General features: G+C 62.3%; 17 protein-coding genes and 2 tRNA genes. 3 read left to right on the top strand and 16 right to left on the bottom strand.

The window, feature by feature from the left end; all coding sequences use genetic code 11:
* The 8 genes from xsc to hisC form a co-directional block, all read right to left on the bottom strand.
* Positions 1-1,221 (bottom strand): sulfoacetaldehyde acetyltransferase (xsc, locus tag BLU39_RS26150; RefSeq protein ID WP_092718849.1); only part of this gene is annotated, 1,221 nt, incomplete at its 3' end.
* Between the two features lie 226 nt (positions 1,222-1,447).
* The gene (locus BLU39_RS26145) at positions 1,448-2,458 is read right to left on the bottom strand and encodes a porin (protein WP_092718846.1); all 1,011 of its coding nucleotides are present in this window, start codon (positions 2,456-2,458) and stop codon (positions 1,448-1,450) included.
* Between the two features lie 70 nt (positions 2,459-2,528).
* Positions 2,529-3,344: a thiazole synthase gene (locus BLU39_RS26140; protein WP_092718844.1), complete on the bottom strand. Its 816-nt coding sequence runs from the start codon at positions 3,342-3,344 to the stop codon at positions 2,529-2,531.
* On the bottom strand, positions 3,341-4,723 hold the full coding sequence (locus tag BLU39_RS26135; protein ID WP_092718842.1) for a D-amino acid dehydrogenase: 1,383 nt from the start codon (positions 4,721-4,723) through the stop codon (positions 3,341-3,343). The genes BLU39_RS26140 and BLU39_RS26135 overlap by 4 nt, the downstream gene beginning before the upstream one ends.
* Before the next feature lie 16 nt (positions 4,724-4,739).
* Positions 4,740-5,804 carry a YeiH family protein gene (locus BLU39_RS26130; protein ID WP_092718840.1) on the bottom strand — a complete coding sequence of 355 codons (1,065 nt, stop codon included), beginning with the start codon at positions 5,802-5,804 and terminating at the stop codon, positions 4,740-4,742.
* 205 nt (positions 5,805-6,009) lie between these two features.
* The gene (locus BLU39_RS26125; protein ID WP_092718837.1) at positions 6,010-6,879 is read right to left on the bottom strand and encodes an NAD(P)-dependent oxidoreductase; all 870 of its coding nucleotides are present in this window, start codon (positions 6,877-6,879) and stop codon (positions 6,010-6,012) included.
* 63 nt (positions 6,880-6,942) lie between these two features.
* Complete coding sequence (locus BLU39_RS26120; protein ID WP_092718833.1) at positions 6,943-7,380, bottom strand: GNAT family N-acetyltransferase; 438 nt, start codon at positions 7,378-7,380, stop codon at positions 6,943-6,945.
* A gap of 4 nt (positions 7,381-7,384) precedes the next feature.
* Positions 7,385-8,440 carry a histidinol-phosphate transaminase gene (gene hisC / locus BLU39_RS26115; protein ID WP_092718830.1) on the bottom strand — a complete coding sequence of 352 codons (1,056 nt, stop codon included), beginning with the start codon at positions 8,438-8,440 and terminating at the stop codon, positions 7,385-7,387.
* A 129-nt stretch (positions 8,441-8,569) separates the two neighbouring features.
* On the opposite strand from hisC, the gene BLU39_RS26110 reads away from it, so the two are divergent.
* Positions 8,570-9,106, top strand: a complete 537-nt coding sequence (locus BLU39_RS26110; protein ID WP_139178494.1) for a hypothetical protein — start codon at positions 8,570-8,572, stop codon at positions 9,104-9,106.
* A 163-nt stretch (positions 9,107-9,269) separates the two neighbouring features.
* On the opposite strand, the gene BLU39_RS26105 is transcribed toward BLU39_RS26110, so the two are convergent.
* The 5 genes from BLU39_RS26105 to BLU39_RS26085 form a co-directional block, all read right to left on the bottom strand.
* Positions 9,270-9,359 (bottom strand) — tRNA-Ser (locus BLU39_RS26105).
* A 257-nt stretch (positions 9,360-9,616) separates the two neighbouring features.
* Positions 9,617-9,706, bottom strand: a tRNA-Ser gene (locus tag BLU39_RS26100).
* 77 nt (positions 9,707-9,783) lie between these two features.
* Positions 9,784-11,073: a serine--tRNA ligase gene (gene serS, locus BLU39_RS26095; RefSeq protein WP_092718823.1), complete on the bottom strand. Its 1,290-nt coding sequence runs from the start codon at positions 11,071-11,073 to the stop codon at positions 9,784-9,786.
* 146 nt (positions 11,074-11,219) lie between these two features.
* On the bottom strand, positions 11,220-11,423 hold the full coding sequence (locus BLU39_RS26090; RefSeq protein ID WP_092718822.1) for a hypothetical protein: 204 nt from the start codon (positions 11,421-11,423) through the stop codon (positions 11,220-11,222).
* Positions 11,424-11,572: 149 nt separating this feature from the next.
* A complete protein-coding gene (locus BLU39_RS26085) occupies positions 11,573-12,994 on the bottom strand; it encodes an aminotransferase-like domain-containing protein (RefSeq protein ID WP_092718820.1) in 1,422 nt (473 codons plus the stop codon).
* A 180-nt stretch (positions 12,995-13,174) separates the two neighbouring features.
* Between BLU39_RS26085 and BLU39_RS28745 the strand changes: the two genes are divergently transcribed.
* On the top strand, positions 13,175-13,465 hold the full coding sequence (locus BLU39_RS28745) for a DUF2917 domain-containing protein (RefSeq protein ID WP_175539420.1): 291 nt from the start codon (positions 13,175-13,177) through the stop codon (positions 13,463-13,465).
* Positions 13,462-14,214 (top strand): NAD-dependent epimerase/dehydratase family protein, encoded by a 753-nt coding sequence (locus BLU39_RS26075; protein ID WP_092718814.1) that lies wholly within the window; start codon positions 13,462-13,464, stop codon positions 14,212-14,214. Before BLU39_RS28745 ends, BLU39_RS26075 begins: the two co-directional genes overlap by 4 nt.
* 2 nt (positions 14,215-14,216) lie before the next feature.
* Here the strand turns inward: BLU39_RS26075 and BLU39_RS26070 are convergent, their stop codons facing one another.
* The 3 genes from BLU39_RS26070 to BLU39_RS26060 all read right to left on the bottom strand — a co-directional run bounded on the left by BLU39_RS26070 (position 14,217) and on the right by BLU39_RS26060 (position 18,628).
* Complete coding sequence (locus BLU39_RS26070) at positions 14,217-15,536, bottom strand: replication-associated recombination protein A (RefSeq protein WP_092718810.1); 1,320 nt, start codon at positions 15,534-15,536, stop codon at positions 14,217-14,219.
* Between the two features lie 70 nt (positions 15,537-15,606).
* Positions 15,607-16,236, bottom strand: coding sequence for an outer membrane lipoprotein chaperone LolA (gene lolA / locus BLU39_RS26065; protein WP_100429313.1), 630 nt, complete (start codon positions 16,234-16,236; stop codon positions 15,607-15,609).
* Between the two features lie 31 nt (positions 16,237-16,267).
* Entirely contained in the window at positions 16,268-18,628 is a 2,361-nt protein-coding gene (locus BLU39_RS26060; RefSeq protein ID WP_092718803.1) for a DNA translocase FtsK, read from the bottom strand.
* Between the last annotated feature and the right edge of the window lie 155 nt (positions 18,629-18,783).

Below are 18,783 nucleotides of genomic sequence, written 5' to 3'. Positions count from 1 at the left end.
GACCTGGCGCGGGTGCAGGTAATTGCCCGGCTCTTTCTTTTGCTCTTCGATCATGTCCAGGCTGTACGCATCTTTTTCGTGCGTCCAGTTCGTCAATTCCTCTTCCCACGCCGCTTTTTCCGCTTGCACGGTGGCATAGCGCTCGTCGCGCGTGGCATCGCAATCGAGGGCCTTGCCGTCCAGGCGCGCCAGGATGGCTTTCGCGGCCGCCTTGGCGTCGCCGCAGATGCCCACCGAGATTTTCTTGACCAGACCCAGCATCTTGTTGTCCGCGTCGATCTGGATGATCTTCGCGTTCTTCGGCCAGTAATCCATGCCGTGCTGCGGCAAGGTGCCGAACGGGCCCAGGCGCGACCCCAAGGCCACGACGACGTCGGCCTGGGCGATCAGTTTCATGGCCGCCTTCGAACCCTGGTAACCGAGCGGACCGCACCACAGCGGGTGGCTGGCGGGAAACGAGTCGTTGTGCAGGTAGCTGTTGACGACGGGGGCGCCGAGGCGCTCGGCCAGGGCCTTGCACTCGTCGATCGCGTCGCCCATGACGACGCCGCCGCCGGAGATAATCACGGGGAACTTGGCTTTCGCCAGCAATTCGGCCGCATCGTTGAGGCTTTGCTCGCCGCCGGCGCCGCGGTCCAGGCGGTTCGGTTTCGGGATTTCCGCCTTGATTTCGCCATAAAAATAGTCGCGCGGGATGTTCAGCTGGGTCGGGCCCATTTCCGACATGGCGCGGTCAAAACAACGGCCCGTGTATTCGGCCATGCGGGCCGGATGGGTGACGTGACCCTGGTACTTCGTGAATTCCTCGAACATCGGCAGCTGGTTCGCTTCCTGGAAGCCGCCCAGGCCCATGCTCATCGTGCCCGTCTCCGGCGTGATGATCACGACGGGCGTATGCGCCCAGTAGGCGGCCGCGATGGCGGTGACGCAATTGCTGATGCCGGGGCCGTTCTGGCCGATGACGACGCCATGGCGGCCCGAGACGCGGGCATAACCGTCGGCCATGTGGCCGGCGCCCTGCTCGTGCACGACGGGGATCAATCGGATGCCGGCGGGGGCGAAGATATCCATCGGGTCCATGAAGGCCGAGCCCATGATGCCGAACATGTCGGTCACGCCATTGGCGGCCAGGGTTTCCACGAACGCTTCGGAAGGCGTCATCTTTTGCGGGCCAACGGGAACGGCAGCGGCGGCGGCTTTTTGGTCGGACAAATCGGTCATGGCTCAGTCTCCTTACGGTTTTATGAAAAATCGGTATATTTTGTTCCGATATTTGAAATACATAGTCAATTTAACGGTTGCGAAATGCGCTGTCAATGAAAATTCATGAAAAATCGGACTGTTTCATTCCTGAATCCGGAATCCGTGACTTTACCCCGCTCCTGAAACAACAATGGCGGGCTATCCGCAACAGACAGCCCGCCATCGCCTCGTCCCGCGCCGCGTCTTAGAACTTCAAACGCATGCCGGCCGTGAAGGCGCTCGAGTTATGCCCAGGCAAGGGCACGCTGCCGCCGCTTGATGCGTCGCCAACGAAGTTGGTGCCCGCGCCATCGTTGTTGATGCGGCCGTACGAGGTGTACAGGTTCGTGCGCTTGGACAAGGCATAGGTGTAGCCGATGGCCAGCTGGCGCCCGCCGCGGCGCGCATTCGTGCGGTCATCCTTCTTGATGTAGGACGCCATCACGCTGCCCGCCGCGCCCACGGGGGCCGACGCGCCCAGCATGTAGCTGCGGAAATCCGTGCCCGCGTCATCCTTGTCCGTCTCATATGCGGCGTGCAGCTTGGCCGGGCCGAAGTCGTAGGTGCCGCCCAGCAAGGTGACCTTGGCCGTGTTCAGCGACGTGTCCTTGCGGTTGTCGTGCGCCAGGGTCAGCACGAGCGGGCCGTTGGCGTAATCGATGGAAAAGTCGATGGTGCGGCCCAGCGTATTGCTGTCCGGCTTTTCGCCGAGGCCAACCATCACGGCGGCCGACAAGCCGTTCACCTTCGGCGTCTCGTACATGATGGAGTTTTTCGTGCGCAGGCTGGCCACGCTCATCAGGTTGATCGAGGCGCCCGTCATGCCCGTCTCGAAGGGGTCGATATTGTCCAGCGCGGTGAACAGCGGGTTGTGCTGCAAGCCCAGGTTCACGGCGCCAAAGCCGCCCGACAGGCCCACGTAGGCCTTGCGCCCGAACAGGGCGCCCTGGCGGTTGGCGCCCGTGTCCACGTCGAGGCCATTTTCCAGCAAGAAATTGGCTTTCAGATTGTTGCCCAGGTCTTCCGTGCCCTTGAAGCCGATGCGGCTGCCCGACTGCACGCCGGTGGCCAGCTTGGTGACGGAACCGTCCGCGCCGCCGTGTTCGGACGTCAGGCCCGCGTCGAGCAAGCCGTACACGGTGACGGACGATTGGGCGTTGGCGCTGCCAGCGAAGAAGGAGGCCAGGATGGCTGCCGCTACGAGTGTGTGTTTCATGTCATCTCCAGGTATTGTGGTTTTTATAAACGCTTGAAACAATCATCAACTGCCTTGCTGCAAATCGGGCTCAGGCGATCAGCCCGGCCATCGGCGACGAGGGCGAGGCGCTCATGACGCCTGCTCTCCGGGGCATGCGTCCGGCCAGATAGGCCTCGCGTCCGCCCTGCACTGCCAGTTTCATGGCACGCGCCATGCGTACCGGTTCGCGCGCCGCCGCGATGGCGGTATTCATCAAAATGCCATCGCAACCGAGCTCCATGGCGATGGCCGCGTCCGACGCCGTGCCGACACCGGCGTCGACCAGCACGGGCACACGGGCTTGCTCGATGATCAGCGACAGATTCCACGGATTCAGAATGCCCATGCCCGAGCCGATCAGGGACGCCAGCGGCATGACGGCGATGCAGCCGATGTCTTCCAGCATGCGCGCCTGGATGGGATCGTCGCTGCAATACACCATCACCTGGAAGCCGTCGCGCACCAGTTCCTGCGCCGCTTTCAGCGTTTCCGGCATGTTCGGGAACAGGGTCTTTTCATCGCCGAGCACCTCCAGCTTGCACAACTGGTGGCCGCCCAGCAGCTCGCGCGCCAGCTGCAAGGTGTAGACGGCGTCGCGCGCGTTGTAGCAGCCGCCCGTGTTGGGCAGGATCGTGTATTTCGACGGCGGAATGAAGTCGAGCAGGTTCGGCTCGCCCTTTTCCTGGCCGATGTTCACGCGCCGTATCGTGACGGTGACGATCTCGGCGCCGCTCTCTTCGATGGCCAATCGCGTTTCCTCGAAATCCTTGTACTTGCCCGTGCCTACCAGCAGGCGCGACTGGTAGGTGGTGCCGGCCAGGGTCAGGCCGGCCGGTGGTTGGCCGGGGGTGGTGGCGTCTCTCATCTTGATCTCCTGTGCAATTCATTTAAACCAGAAGCAAAATCCGGGGTCGGACCCTGAGGGGGAACGTGGCCCAATGGGCCACATTCCGCTCCCGGTGGGACCGACCCCAGCCTTTTTCCTTGGGTTTCCCCGCAAAACGCAAAATCGACTTCCGGCCGCCGCCCGGACACGAGGTCGGCGATCGCCCTGCCCGCGCCGCAGCCCATGGTCCAGCCCAGGGTGCCGTGGCCCGTGTTGAGGAACAGCTGGCGGTAGCGCGTCGTACCGATATACGGCACGTTCGATGGCGTGAGCGGGCGCAGGCCGGCCCAGTAGACGGGGTCGCTGTAATCGCAGGCGTGGGGAAACAGCGCTTGCACTCTGCGCGTGATGGCGGCGCAGCGCACGGGGTTGAGTTCTCGCGTGTAGCCGTTCAGTTCGCACGTGCCCGCCACGCGCAGGCGCTCGCCCAGGCGCGAAAACACCAGTTTGTGCGCATCGTCCGTCAGCGAGACGGTCGGTGCGCTGACAGGGTCGCGTATCGGATAGGTGGCGGAATACCCTTTGCCCGGATACAGCATCAAGCGGATGCCGAGCGGCTGCAGCAGCGGTGCGGAAAAACTGCCCATGGCGACCACCACGGCATCCGCGTGCTCGAGGCGATGGCGGCCCTGCGCATCGATGCATTCCACGCCCGTGATGCGTTCGCCATCCGCCAGCAAGCGCGTCACCGTCGTGCCGTACTGAAAATCCACGCCGGCCACCGCCGCGCGGGCCGCCAAGGCCGTGGTAAACAAATGCACGTCGCCCGACTCGTCGCTGGCCGTAAAATCGCCGCCGACGATCTGGCTGCGCGCGTGGCGCAGGGCCGGTTCCAGCCGGATCACCTCATCGGCGCTGACGGTATTGCGCGGGCAGCCCAGTTCGCGCAAGAGCGCGGCGCCCGACTGCGATTTGTCGAACTCCTGCTGGTCCGTATAGAAATGCAATATGCCCCGCTCGAGATGGTCATAGGCGATGCCCGTTTCGCGGCGCAAGGCTTGCAGGCTCTGGCGGCTGTACTCGGCCAGGGCGACGATCTGGCGCATATTGCGCGACACCCTCGATGGCAAACATTCGCGCAGGTAGTGCAAGGCCCACTGCCATTGCAGCATATCGAGACGGGGACGGAACAGCAGCGGCGCGTCGTCCTTGCCCAGCCAGCGCACGACCTTGCGCAGGGTGGCGGGATTGGCCCACGGCTCCGCGTGCGAGACGGAAATCTGCCCGCCATTGCCGAAGCTCGTTTCCTGCGCGGCGCCCGCCTGGCGCTCGAGCACGCGTACGTCGTGGCCCGCCTGGCGCAAGTACCAGGCCGATGCCGTGCCGACCACGCCGGCGCCGAGGACTAGGATCTTCATGGCGGGTCCGGCTCGCTCAGCGCGTCAGCAGGACGGCGATGGCAACAAAGGCGGCGATCCACACGGTTTCCATCACCAGCATGATCACGGGACGCCAGCCCAGCGAGGCCAGCGACTGGAACGACGTTTTGACGCCCAGCGCTGCGATGGCGATGACGAGACAGGCGCGCGAAGCGTTGTTGATCCAGCCATTGACTTCCTGCGGGATCAGGCCCAGGCTGTTCGTGATGACGAGCCAGACAAAGCCGATCAGGAAAAAGGGCACGAGCGGCGGCGCATCGACTTCGCTCTTGCCGTCCTTGCGCTTGAACATGATCGACAGGCCCAGCACGACAGGCACGAGGCAGGCCACGCGCGTCAGTTTCACGAAGGTGGCCACGTCGCCCGTATGGTTGCTGACCAGGTAGCCGGCGCCCACCACTTGCGCCACGTCATGGATGGTGCCGCCGATGAACACGCCCGCTTCCGTCGGGTCAAAACCCAGCAGCTTGACCAGCAGCGGGTAGACGATCATGGCCAGGGTCGACAGCGACGTCACGCCGACCACCGTCAGCAGGGTGAACTTTTCGTTTTCCTTCGTTTGCGGCAGCACGGCCGAGATGGCCAGCGCGGCCGACGCGCCGCAGATGGCGACCGAGCCGCCCGACAATATCCCTTCCGTGATGGGCCGCTTGAGCCACCTGGCCAGCAGGTAGCCGAAACCCAGGGTGGCGATGAGGCCGCCGACGACGATCAGCAAGGGCGTCACGCCGACCGAAGCGATCTGGTTGAAGGTGATGCGTGCGCCCAGCAGGGCCACGCCCGTGCGCAACAACACCTTGCTGCAAAACTCGATGCCGGGCTTGCAGGTGGGATCGGACGCGAGGAAGTGGAAAGCCAGGCCGAAGAACAGTGCGTACAGCAGTTGCGGACCGCCGTAATTACTGGAAATAAAGGTGGCCGACAAGGCAATCACCAGCGCGATGGCCACGCCGGGCCAGCTACGCAGCACGGCGCGGGGGCGCCAGATGGCGACGGCCGAAGACAGGTAGGGAATGTTCTTGTCGACAACGCGTGTTATCGCTGAGGAGTTGGTTTTCATGCGGGTCCACTCATAATGTTTTAAAAATTGGGACATTTCATCTCGTTTTTTAATAATACACGATGAGCTAGCGAAGTCCATGCTTTTCCATGAAAATCGAAACCGGATGTTCCGGAAACTGACGTTTTTTACTTTTCAGTCCCGTAAACGACAAGCGGCGCGGCCCTTTGCAGGGACGCGCCGCTCGCTACTGACGAGTTAAATTTTACTTTTTGTTCAGGCGGGTGATCAGGCTGGACGTATCGTAGCGGTTGCCGCCCGCCTGCTGCACTTCGCCATAGAACTGGTCCGTCAAGGTCGTCACGGGCAAGTCGCTGCCGTTGCGCTTGGCTTCGGCGAGGCAGATACCGAGGTCCTTGCGCATCAGGTCGACGGCGAAACCGAAGTCGAACTTGCGCTCTATCATGGTCTTGCCCCGGTTTTCCAGCTGCCACGACTGTGCCGCGCCCTTGGAAATCACGTCGACCACCAGCGCTGCGTCGAGGCCCGCGTTTTCCGCAAAGGCGATGCCTTCGCTCAAGGCTTGCACGAGGCCCGCGATGCAGATCTGGTTGACCATTTTTGTGAGCTGGCCGGAGCCGGAGGCCCCCATATAGGTGACGGCGCGGGAGAACAGCGCGATGACGGGCTCGGCGCGCGCATAGGCCTCTGCGTCGCCGCCCACCATCACGGTCAGCTTGCCGTTTTCCGCGCCAGCCTGGCCGCCGGACACGGGCGCGTCGAGGAAGAACACGCCCTGCTCTTTTGCCGCCGCGTGGATGGTGCGCGCCGCTTCGGCGGAAGCCGTCGTATGGTCGATCAGGATGCTGCCCGGCGCCATGGCGGACAGCAAGCCGCCCTCTTCCAGGATCACTTGATACAGGTCGTTATCGTTGCCGATGCAGGTGAAGACGAACTCGGCGCCGGCAGCGGCTTCTGCCGGCGTGGCGGCGCTGCTGCCCTTGTGCTGCTCCAGCCAGGCGACCGCACGGGCCGGGTTGCGGTTGTACACGGTGACGTCGTGCCCGCCCGCCGCCAGATGGCCTGCCATGGGGAAACCCATGACGCCCAAACCGATGAATGCCACTTTTGCCATATTGTCCGTCCTGTCGATGTATGAATCCGATTATTGTTGCACAAACAGTCGCCGCCGGCAGCATCAAGCCGCGGGGGCGCGCCGATAATACAGGTCGAACTCTTCCTCGCCATCGGGCACGAAGCCGTGCCGCACGTAGAAGCGATTTGCCTCGCTACCGCGCAAGGCGCCCACGCGCACGCTCTTGCGAGCCGCATCGGCCTCGGCAAACACGCGCGCCAGCACGGCCGCGCCCAGGCCTTGCCGCTGGCATCCGGGCGCCAGGTAGAGGTGGTCGAGCAACAGATAATCGGCTTGCGGGCGCAGCACATAAAAGCCTGCCAGCTTGCCGCCGTGGCGCAACTGCCAGGTGCAGGCGGGGTCGAAGGTGGCCAGGAAGCGCTGGCGCGCGCGCTGCGGATCATAGCGGCCGATGCGCTCGAGACTTTCGCGCATGGCGGCCACGCGCAGGCTGGCCAGCGCCTCGCCATCGGCCAGGCTGGCAGGAACGAAGGTCAGCATGGCGTCACAGTATTGCGCGCAAGGCCGCCAGCAAGGCCGCGCATTCGGCTGGATTGCCGATGCTGATGCGCAGATACTGGCTGATGCGCGGTGCATTGAAATGGCGCACGATCACGGAGCGGGCGCGCAAGCCGGCCGCCAGTTGCGCCGCGTCATGCTGCGGGTGGCGGGCAAAGACGAAATTGGCCACCGACGGCAGCACCTCGAAGCCCAGCGCCGCCAGGTCTTGCGTCAGCTGATCGCGGCTGGCGATCACGGCCTGGCGCGTCTGCTGGAAATACGCTTCATCGTGCAGCGAAGCGACGGCGCCGGCCAGCGCCAGCCGGTCCAACGGATACGAATTGAAACTGTTCTTCACACGTTCCAGCGCCTCGATCAGGTCAGCATGCCCGAAGGCGCAGCCGACGCGCAAGCCGGCCAGCGAACGCGATTTCGAGAACGTCTGCACCACCAGCAAGTTCGGATAACGGTCGACCAGGGCCACGGCGCTCTCGCCGCCGAAATCCACGTACGCTTCATCGACCACCACCACGGCGTCGGGATGGTCGCGCAACAGGGTTTCCACGCCGGCCAGCGGCAAGTCCACGCCCGTCGGGGCATTCGGGTTCGGGAAGATGATGGCGCCGCATGGCCCCTGGTAGTCTTGCGGGCGGATGCGCATGGTGTCGTCGAGCGGCACGGTGCGGTAATCGATGCCGTACAGCTTGCAATACACGGGATAGAAACTGTAGCTGATGTCCGGAAACAGCAGCGGCGCATCGTGCTTGAGCAAGGCCATGAAGGCCAGCGCCAGCACTTCGTCGGAACCGTTGCCGACGAACACTTGCGCGCTGTGCAAGCCGTGGTAGCCGGCCAGAGTTTGCTTCAGTTCGCTGGCCGTGGGATCGGGGTAGAGGCGCAAGGTGTCGTTACTGGCTTCGTGCAGCGCGGCCAGCACTTGCGGCGACGGGCCGTAGGGATTTTCGTTGGTGTTGAGTTTGACCAGGTCGGGCAGTTTGGGTTGCTCGCCAGGGATGTAGGGGGTCAGCTCGCTGACGATGTTGCTCCAGAATCGGCTCATTGCTTTTATTGGTGGGGTCGGGATGGGAGGGGGTAGATTACCATAGGCTGAGCAGGGTCAAGGTGGGTGGCGACGGCGAGGGGTAGCGTGGACTGCATCAGCATCGACCGAAGCTGAAGAGGACGCAGCATGAACAGCATGCACGAGCTGAGCGATACGTGGCTGCGGTCTGACGCGCTGGAGCGACGCGCACGCCAGCGCAAGATCGATGCATGGCTGCAGGTTGCGGCCAGCCTCAGCGAACAGATCGCTGCCGAATTGCAGACTGCCACGGACCAGCTACAGGATGAAGGAATGGCTGACTTGCAACGCGCGATGGCACTGGCGCAACGCTTGGCGAGGAATAGCAAGGCCATGCACGATACGCTCGGGACACTGTTTGACAGGGGTGAAAAAAACGAGGAGCATGGAATGAAAAGCATGGAGGATTGCACCATGGACGAGCAGGTCAACACACTGGGAAAAGACATGGCTGGCGTAAAAGCAGATATTGCCGTTCTCAAGACGGATGTCGGCAACTTGAAACTGGACTTGGCAGTGGTGCGCTCCAATTATGCGACCAAATCCGATGTAGCTGAGGCGAAGTCGGCTGTCATCCTGTCGTGTGTGGGCACAATGATTGCACTGTCGGGCGTGGCGTTTGCGGTGGCTAGGTTTGTGCACTAGCTTGTTGCGTTAGTGGCGGCGCTAGTTATTAGAACTTGAATGGAGGAAAAAACGCCTTGCGCTGCGCGCTTTGGGCGGTTTTTCTACATGCATTGAGACGTCGCAGGTCTGTTGGCATCACAAATAAAAAAAGCTCCCTTGCGGGAGCTTCTCTTATGTATTCTGGCGGAGAGGGTGGGATTCGAACCCACGGTACGATTTAACGTACGCTTGATTTCGAGTCAAGTACATTCGACCACTCTGCCACCTCTCCGTTTACTGCGGTCTATTCATTCAAACTGACATGCCGGTTTGAACGAGGCGCTATTTTAGCATGGGTGTTGTTGGGTTGGGTAGGGGTTTGTTGCTGATCTTGCTTTGGAAAAGCAAAACCCAATTTGACGATTCGGGGAGCCTCGCGCGAATACGCGCTCGTCTTCGAATCCCACGCGTACGCCCCGCAGGGGGCGTACTCCTTTCCGCCGCCACAAATAAAAAAAGCTCCCTTTCGGGAGCTTTCTCTATTTGTTCTGGCGGAGAGGGTGGGATTCGAACCCACGGTACGATTTAACGTACGCTTGATTTCGAGTCAAGTACATTCGACCACTCTGCCACCTCTCCATTTGCTGCGGTCTTTCCCCGCATTGCTGCGAGAAGGCAAGATTATAGCAGCCCGCAGCGAAAAGAAAAGGACTATTTTAGGCCTTCAGATGCGTCAGGCCGCCCATGTACGGGCGCAGCACGGCAGGGATCTCGACGCTGCCGTCCGCTTGCTGGTAGTTTTCCAGCACGGCCACCAGGGTGCGGCCCACTGCCAGGCCGGAGCCGTTCAGGGTGTGGGCCAGTTCCGGCTTGCCGGCGGCGTTGCGGAAACGCGCCTGCATGCGGCGGGACTGGAAGGCTTCGCAGTTCGACAGGGACGAAATTTCGCGGTAGGTGTTTTGCGCCGGCAGCCACACTTCCAGGTCGAAGGTCTTGGTGGCGCCGAAACCCATGTCGCCCGTGCACAGCGACATGACGCGGTATGGCAGACCCAGGCGTTGCAGAATCGTTTCCGCGTGGCCGACCATTTCGTCCAGCACCTGGTACGAGGTGTCCGGATGCACTACTTGCACCATTTCGACTTTATCGAACTGATGCTGGCGGATCATGCCGCGCGTGTCGCGGCCGTAGCTGCCCGCTTCCGAACGGAAGCATGGCGTATGGGCCGTCATTTTCAGCGGCAGTTGGTCGAGCGCGAGGATTTCATCGCGCGCGATGTTGGTCAGCGACACTTCCGACGTCGGGATCAGGTAGAAGGTCTCGCCCTCGCCTTCCGCGCCGCCTTTTTTCACCGAGAACAGATCGGCTTCGAATTTCGGCAGCTGGCCCGTGCCGCGCAGCGAATCGGCGTTGACCATGTACGGCGTATAGCATTCCGTGTAGCCGTGCTCGTCCACGTGCGTGTTGAGCATGAATTGCGCCAGCGCGCGGTGCAGACGGGCGATGCCGCCCTTCATGACGGAAAAGCGCGAACCGGTCAGCTTGGTGGCCACTTCGAAATCGAGGCCCAGCGGGCCGCCCACGTCGACGTGATCCTTGACCTCGAAATCGAAGCTGCGTGGCGTGCCGACCTTGCGCACTTCCACGTTGCCCGACTCGTCCATGCCCACGGGCGACGATTCGTGCGGCAAGTTCGGCACGGCCATGATGAAGTCGCTCAGCTTGGCTTGCACCACGCTCAAGGCCGCTTCGTCGGCTTTCAGCTCATCGCCCAGGCCGGCCACTTGCGCCATCACGGCCGAGGTGTCTTCCCCCTTGCCTTTCAACATGCCGATTTGCTTGGACAGCGCGTTGCGCTTGCCCTGCAGCTCTTCGGTGCGCGTCTGGATCGCCTTGCGTTCGGCTTCGAGGGCGGTAAAACCTGCCACGTCGAGCTGGAATTTGCGCGTCGCCAGGCGTTCTGCGACGGTGGCGATGTCTTTACGGAGAAGTTGGATATCTATCATGGGTGGATGGCGGTGCCGATGTATCGAAAGCACTCATTGTACCAAGACCCGTTCAGTTCTTTATGAGTTTTGCACATGGCGGCCATCGTCATGGCGGCATGGCTGGGCACCCGCGCCCGCTTTGCGGCGACTGCTTAGTTTAGTGCTTAGATAAAGGCGGCTTTTTCGGCAGCGCTCAGGCGGCGGGCGCTGACGGTCACGACAGGCATCGTGCTGTCTGCGGCCTGGGCGACCACGGTGGAGGTGGCGCTCACTTCCAGGGTATTTGCGCCGGCGGTGGCGAAGCTGGCGCCGATGGCGATGATGGCGGCGGCGACAAAGGTGATTTCCATGTTTTTCAGTGCGTGCATGATGTGACTCCTGGTTGGTTTGCGTCGTTGACTGCTGCTGGTATGGTGCTACTTTAGCCAACGGCCACAAACAACGCCACCGGCTTGCGACCAGCGGCGAAAAACAGGGAGCAAACGGTGAAAAACGGGGATTGAAGCGCACAGAATAGTTACAAGGCGTCCTTGACGATACGCCCTAGCCGGCTGATAGCCTGTTCGATGCGCGGCGTCCACGCATTGCCGCAATTGAGGCGCAGATAATTGCCGAACTTGCCCGAGGCCGAGAACAGCTGGCCCGGCATGTACGCCACGCCGTCCGCGATGGCCTGGCCGTGCAGGGCCAGCGCATCGATTTGCGGCGGCATCTGCACCCACAGCACGAAACCGCCCTGCGGTTCGGACAGCATGCAGTCCGCCGGAAAGCTGGCCGCCACGGCGTCGGACATGCGGGCGATGCGCTGCACCAGGGTGCGTCGCATCTTGCGCAGTTGCTGGTCGTAGCTGCTGCCTTCCAGAAAATCGGCCAGCACGGCCTGGAAGAAATGGCTGGTGGCGCCGCTCGACACGGTTTTCAGCAGAGCCACTTCCTGCGCGAAGCGCCCGGCCAGCACGTAACCGACGCGCGAAGCAGGCGTGATGGCCTTGGAAAACGAGGAGCACAGCAACACGTTGCCGCTCGTATCGTAGGCTTTCACGGGCCAGGGCCGCTGCGGGGCAAAGCACAGGTCGCCATATACATCGTCTTCCACCAGCGGAATATTGAATTCCGACAGCAGCCCCGCCAGCCGCTTCTTGTTTTCTTCCGGCATCACGCAACCGAGCGGGTTATTTGCGTTCGGCACGAACAGACACGCCTGCACGAGGCCGGCGCGCAGGGCCAGCTCGAGCGCGTCGAGCGACGGCCCCGTCTTCGGGTCGGTGGGGATTTCCAGCGCCTTCATGCCCAGGCTTTCTATCATCTGCAACAGCACGAAATACGTGGCCGACTCGATGGCGATCGTGTCGCCGGGCTTGGCGACGGCGCGCAGGCACAGGCTGATCGCTTCCGTGCAGGAATTCGTCACGACGATTTCATGCGGGTCCAGCTTGCCCCAGTCCAGCGCGCGGCGCGTCACCTGACGCAGGAAATTGCTTTCACTGACGTCGTAACAGCTGACCTTGGAGAGCAGGACTGGCTCGCGCCGCGCCACGGCGCTGATGGTGCGCTGCATGCGCTTGATGGGCAGTATCTCGTCGGGCGGCCAGGCCGTGCCCAGCTGCACGATATCGGGCGCCTCGTTTTCCTTCAGCACGCGCATCAACAGGTTGTTGATGCCGACAAAGGCCGGCTCCTTCAAATGCTGGGCGTCCGCGCTGCATGGCCGGCGCGGCGCGCGATGGCGCACGAAATAGCCGGACTGGGGCCGTGCATCGACTTGCCCCCGGTCTTCCATCAGGCGCAAGGCTTGCATCACGGTGCTGACGGAAATGCGCTTTTGCTGCGCCAGGTGGCGGATCGACGGCAGGCGGTCGCCGGGCGCGAACACGCGCGAGTCGATCAGGGCGCCGAGCTCGTTGGCCAGGTGCTCGTACAGATTCAAATGCGCGCTCATGTTCATCCCTTCAGTATGCGGCTGCCGCGCGTGGCCGGCACAGATACAGTTGCCGAGTTTTTTGACAAGCACAGTGTACGACAAGGGAAACTGTATGCATCACAATTTCGTTTTCCTGCATCTGTCATGGTTCGCGGCAAGGGCCTAAGCTGTTCCTGTCAGCACAACAGGAGCGATGCCATGCATACCGACCACGAATTACGCAGCGAACGGCCTCTGCGCCTGGAAAAAGCGCACGCCAGGGTCATCGAATGCCTGTCCGGCACGGCGTGGATCACGGCCTACGCCCAGTTCGACGATTGCGTGCTGCGCAGCGGCGAACGCTATACGATACCGAACGACGGCCTGGTGCTCGTCGAAGCCGTGGGTAGCGGACACATCCGTGTGCATGGGACGGCCGCACCGCGCCCCGCCCTGCTGCGCTGGCTGAACCTGGCACTGCCTCACACACCGATCACAAGGAATACATGAACCAAGCAACACCACATCAAACTCCACTGCGCGTCCTCGTCACGGGCGCCGCCGGCATCATCGGCACCGCTTTCTGGAAGCGCCGGCACGGGGAATTCTCCCTGCGCCTGGCCGACCTGCACACAGGCAAGCTGGCCGAAGCGCCCTGCCCGGCCATTCAGCTCGACGTGGCCGACCATGCGGCCTGCCTGGCCGCCTGCGCCGGCGTCGACGTGGTGCTGCACCTGGCCGGCGTGCCGCACGCCAGCGCCGATTTCGATGCGCAATTGCTGCAGCCAAACATCGTCGGCACGCACAACATCTTCCGCGCGGCACAGGCGCAAGGCGTGAAAAGAGTGGTGTTTGCCAGCAGCGCGCAAGCCATCGAAGGCTACCCGCTCGACGTGCAAGTGCAGGAAAGCATGCCGGCCCGGCCCGCCAACATGTATGGCGCAAGCAAGGCCTTTGGCGAAGGCGTGGCCTCGGCCTTTGCGCACCAGCATGGCATGACGGCGATTGCCGTACGCATCGCCAACGTGGCGCAGTTTGAAAAAGGCCAGCAGCACAGCGCGCGCGACATCGCCGCCTTCATCAGCGAGCGCGACGTGGTGCAACTGCTGGCCCGCTGCGTGACGGCGGACGTGCCGGCCGGCTACCACGTCGTGCATGGGGTGTCGGACAACCGCTACAAGCGGCTGTCGATTGCCGCGACGCGCCAGCTGGTGGGCTACGCGCCGCAGGATGACGGTTTTACCTTGCTGGGTTTGTAAGCTCAGCCCTTGCCTGCTGGTTTTCCTGCTTTGCGGTCCAGCTCGCGCAGCCAGGCCAATTTATCGGCAATCTTGCTTTCCAGGCCGCGCGGCACGGGCTGGTACCAGCCCGGTTCGGCCATGCCGTCCGGGAAGTAGGTTTCACCGGCCGCGTAGGCGTCCGGCTCGTCGTGCGCATAGCGGTAGGCGTGGCCGTAGCCCAGTTCCTTCATCAGTTTCGTCGGTGCATTGCGCAAGTGCACGGGCACTTCCTTCGACTTGTCTTTCTTCACAAACGCCATCGCCGTATTGAAGGCGTTGTAGCCGGCATTGCTTTTCGCGGCGATGGCCAGGTAAATCACGGCCTGTCCCAGCGCCAGCTCGCCTTCCGGGGAACCCAAGCGTTCATACGTTTCGGCCGCATCATTGACCATGGTCAAGGCGCGCGGGTCGGCCAGGCCGATGTCTTCCCAGGCCATGCGCACGATGCGCCGCGACAGATAGCGGGGGTCGGCGCCGCCATCGATCATGCGGCAAAACCAGTACAGGGCTGCGTCCGGGTTCGAGCCGCGCACGGACTTGTGCAGGGCGGAAATCTGGTCATAGAAATTGTCGCCGCCCTTGTCGAAGCGGCGCGAATTTAATGTGAGCGCATTGTCGACGAAGGCCGCGTCGATGGTCGTCGTGCCCGTCGAGCTGGCGGCCGTCTCGGCCTGTTCCAGCAAATTCAAAAAGCGCCGCGCATCGCCATCCGCATAGCCGATCAGGGTGTCGGCGGCCGCCTCGTCAAACGTCAGGTGCGTCAGCGCCGTGCTTTGCGCCTTGGCCAGCAACTGCTTCATCTCGTCTTCGTTGAGCGATTTCAACACGTACACTTGCGCGCGCGACAGCAGCGCCGAGTTCACTTCAAAGCTGGGGTTTTCCGTCGTTGCGCCGATGAAGGTCACCAGGCCCGACTCGACGAAGGGCAGCAAGGCGTCCTGCTGCGACTTGTTAAACCTGTGGATTTCGTCGACGAACAGCAAGGTGTGCTTGCCGAACTGGTCGAGGCTGTTGCGCGCCTGGTCCATGGCCGCGCGGATATCTTTTACGCCGGCAAACACGGCCGACAAAGCGATGAATTCGCTGTCAAAGGCATTCGCCATCAGCCGCGCCAGTGTCGTCTTGCCCACGCCGGGCGGCCCCCACAAGATCATCGAATGGGCCTTGCCCGCCTCGAACGCGAGGCGCAGCGGCTTGCCCACGCCCAGCAGATGCGTCTGGCCGATGACTTCATTCAGGGTGGCTGGCCGCAAGGCTTCGGCCAAGGGCTGGCGCGGTGCGGTGGAAAAGAGATCCGCCATAATATTTACCGGGTAAGAATGCAAAGGCCCCGCATCGCTGCGAGGCCGGTCAAAAACAAAACGTCAACAATCAATTATTGATGACATCGGCGCCCTTGGGCATGACAAATTGAAAGTGATTGGCAGACAAGGCAGGATTCTTCTGGAAGTTCTTGAACGCCAGCACCGACGTCTGTCCGAACGAATCGCGCAATTCCATCGCTTCCGGCACGCCGTTGCGCAGGCCGATGGTGATTTCATCGAACGTCGTGTCCTTGGCTTTCGGCGTCGCTTTCAGCCATTCCAGGCCATCGCGCGTGCCCGCCTCGGCCAAGGTGAAATTCTTTTCCAGGTCGTTGCTGCCGAACAAAATCGCCGCTGGCGAGGAACCGAGCGCGTCGCCCAGTTTCTTGACCGTCACCTGGCTCAGGTCCTTGTCATAGATATACAGCTTGTCGCCATCGGCCTGCAGCAGCTGCTCGTATGGCTTCAAGTACGTCCAGATGAACTTGCCCGGACGGGCGAACTCGAACGTGCCGCTGGCCGGCGTGGACACTTTCGCCTTGCCGGCCGCGTCCGCCTTCTTGACCTGGCGCTGCACGAACTCGCCCTTGGCCGACTTGGTGCCGGCCGCAAAGCTCTTGAACTGCTCCAGCGCGCTGGCCGAGGCGCTGGCCGCGAACAGCAGGCTGCAGGCAACGCTGGCCGCGCCGATCATCATTTTTGCTGCGAAAGTTTGACTCTTCATTCCATTACCCTTGTTCGCTACTGGCCGCCGGCACGAGGATGTCCCGGTTGCCATTGGATTGCATGGTTGATACCACCCCGCTCTGCTCCATCTGCTCGAGCAGACGGGCGGCGCGGTTGTAGCCGATGCGCAAATGACGCTGCACCAGCGAAATCGAGGCGCGGCGGTTTTTCAGCACCACCGCCACCGCCTGGTCGTACAGGGCATCGGCCTCGCCGCCACCCTCGCCCGGCGCGCCGCCTTCAGCGCCATCGCCCTCCAGGGTGCCGCCTTCGAGGATGCCCTCGATGTAATTCGGTTCGCCCTGCAGCTTGAGATGGCTGACAACGCGGTGGACTTCTTCATCGGACACGAACGCGCCGTGCACGCGCATCGGCAAGCCCGTGCCAGGCGGCATGTACAGCATGTCGCCCATGCCCAGCAGGGTTTCCGCGCCCATCTGGTCGAGAATGGTGCGCGAGTCGATCTTCGACGATACCTGGAACGCGATACGCGTGGGAATGTTCGCCTTGATCAAGCCCGTGATCACGTCTACAGATGGGCGCTGCGTGGCCAGAATCAAGTGCAAGCCGGCGGCACGCGCCTTTTGGGCGATACGCGCGATCAATTCCTCGACTTTTTTGCCCACCACCATCATCAAATCGGCCAGCTCATCGATGATGATGACGATGGTCGGCAGTTTTTCCAGCGGCTCGGGCGAATCCGGCGTCAGGCTGAACGGATTCGGGATGTGTTCTTCGCGCTTTTTCGCGTCGGCGATCTTCGCGTTGTAGCCGGCCAGGTTACGCACGCCCATCTTGCTCATCAGCTTGTAGCGGCGTTCCATCTCGTTCACGGCCCAGTTCAGCGCGTGACCGGCCTGGCGCATGTCGGTGACGACGGGCGCCAGCAAGTGCGGAATGCCCTCGTAGACGGACATTTCCAGCATCTTCGGATCGATCAGGATCAGGCGTACGTCGAGCGGGTCGGATTTGTACAGCAGCGACAGAATCGTCGCATTGATGCCGACCGACTTACCGGAACCGGTCGTGCCGGCCACCAGCAAGTGGGGCATCTTGGCCAGGTCGGCGACGACGGGCTTGCCCGCGATATCCTTGCCCAGCGCGATCGTCAGGCTGGACACGCCATCGTTGTAGACCTTGGAGCCGAGGATTTCCGTCAGGCGCACGATCTGGCGCTTGGTGTTCGGCAGCTCCAAGGCCATGTAATTTTTGCCTGGAATGGTTTCCACCACACGAATCGACGTCAGGGACAGCGAACGGGCCAGGTCGCGCGCCAGGCCCACGATCTGGCTGCCCTTGACCCCCGTGGCCGGCTCGATTTCATAGCGCGTAACGACGGGGCCCGGGTAAGCGGCCACTACCTTGGCATCCACGCCAAAGTCGGACAATTTCTTTTCGATCAGGCGGCTCGTGAATTCCAGGGTTTCCACGGACACCGTTTCCACCACGGGCGGCGCTTCATCGAGCAGCGACAGCGGCGGCAGCTTGCCATCGCCCAGGTTCTCGAACAGATGGGCCTGGCGCTCCTTTTCCACGCGCTCCGATTTCACCACCGTCACCACCTGCGGCTCGATCTTCACGGGCGGCGCGGCCACGTGTTTCTCGACATGCTTGGCCCGCTCGATGACCACCACTTCGTCGCGGCGCACGGCGGCCACTTCGCCCTGGCGGCGGTCTTCGCGGTCCTGGTAGCGCAGCACGAACCAGTTGACGGCGTCTTCGATGGCGCCGCCGATGCGCTCGGCCACTTGCAGCCAGGACACATGGAAGAACAGGGAAAAGCCCAGGCCGAACAGCAGCAACAGCAGCAAGGTGGCGCCCGTGAAACCAAAGGCCACGTGGGCCGAGTGCCCGACCAGCTGGCCCAGCACGCCGCCCGGGTCGCGCGGCAGCTGCACGTGCAGGCTTTTCGCCATGCGCAGGTATTCGAGTCCCATGCTGCCGATCAGCATGATGGAGAAGCCGACGATGCGGATCAGCATCTCGACATGGTGCTCGCGCTCCACTTCCTCTTCTTCCAGCAGGAAGCGCTTGCTCAGGCGGCGATAGCCGTGCCAGACCGTGCGCAGCAGCCACACGCACCACCACCAGGCGGAAAAGCCGAAGATATACAGCAACAGATCGGAGAAGGTCGCGCCGAGCTTGCCGCCCAGGTTGGCCACCTTGTCGACGTTGGTGGCGTGCGACCAGCCTGGATCGAGCTTGTTGAAGCTGGCCAGGATGAGCACGAAATACAAGGCAAACGCGGCCAGCGCGAACCAGCGCGCCTCGGACAGCAGCCGCACCAGCCGGTTGGGCAGGGGCCGGCGTTCGACCGGTTTTCGGGTGTAGCTATTTTGATTGGCCTGGGCTGGTTTAGTCATTCTGGGAAGCGCTGCAAGGTGAAAAATGTTTCTGAAAGGGAATTTCCCATAATAAGGAAGTATTCTAAGCCATATATGCCCCGGACGGCCCCACGATTCGTCGCTACAGGCGGCTTGGTCTATAATCGTGGATTGATTGCGCAAGCGCAATACGC

The sequence above is a fragment of the Janthinobacterium sp. OK676 genome (assembly GCF_900103595.1).
Classification (GTDB): domain Bacteria; phylum Pseudomonadota; class Gammaproteobacteria; order Burkholderiales; family Burkholderiaceae_D; genus Janthinobacterium.
The sequence above is the reverse complement of the archived record's forward strand: the minus strand, read 5'-3'. Positions and strand labels throughout refer to the sequence as shown.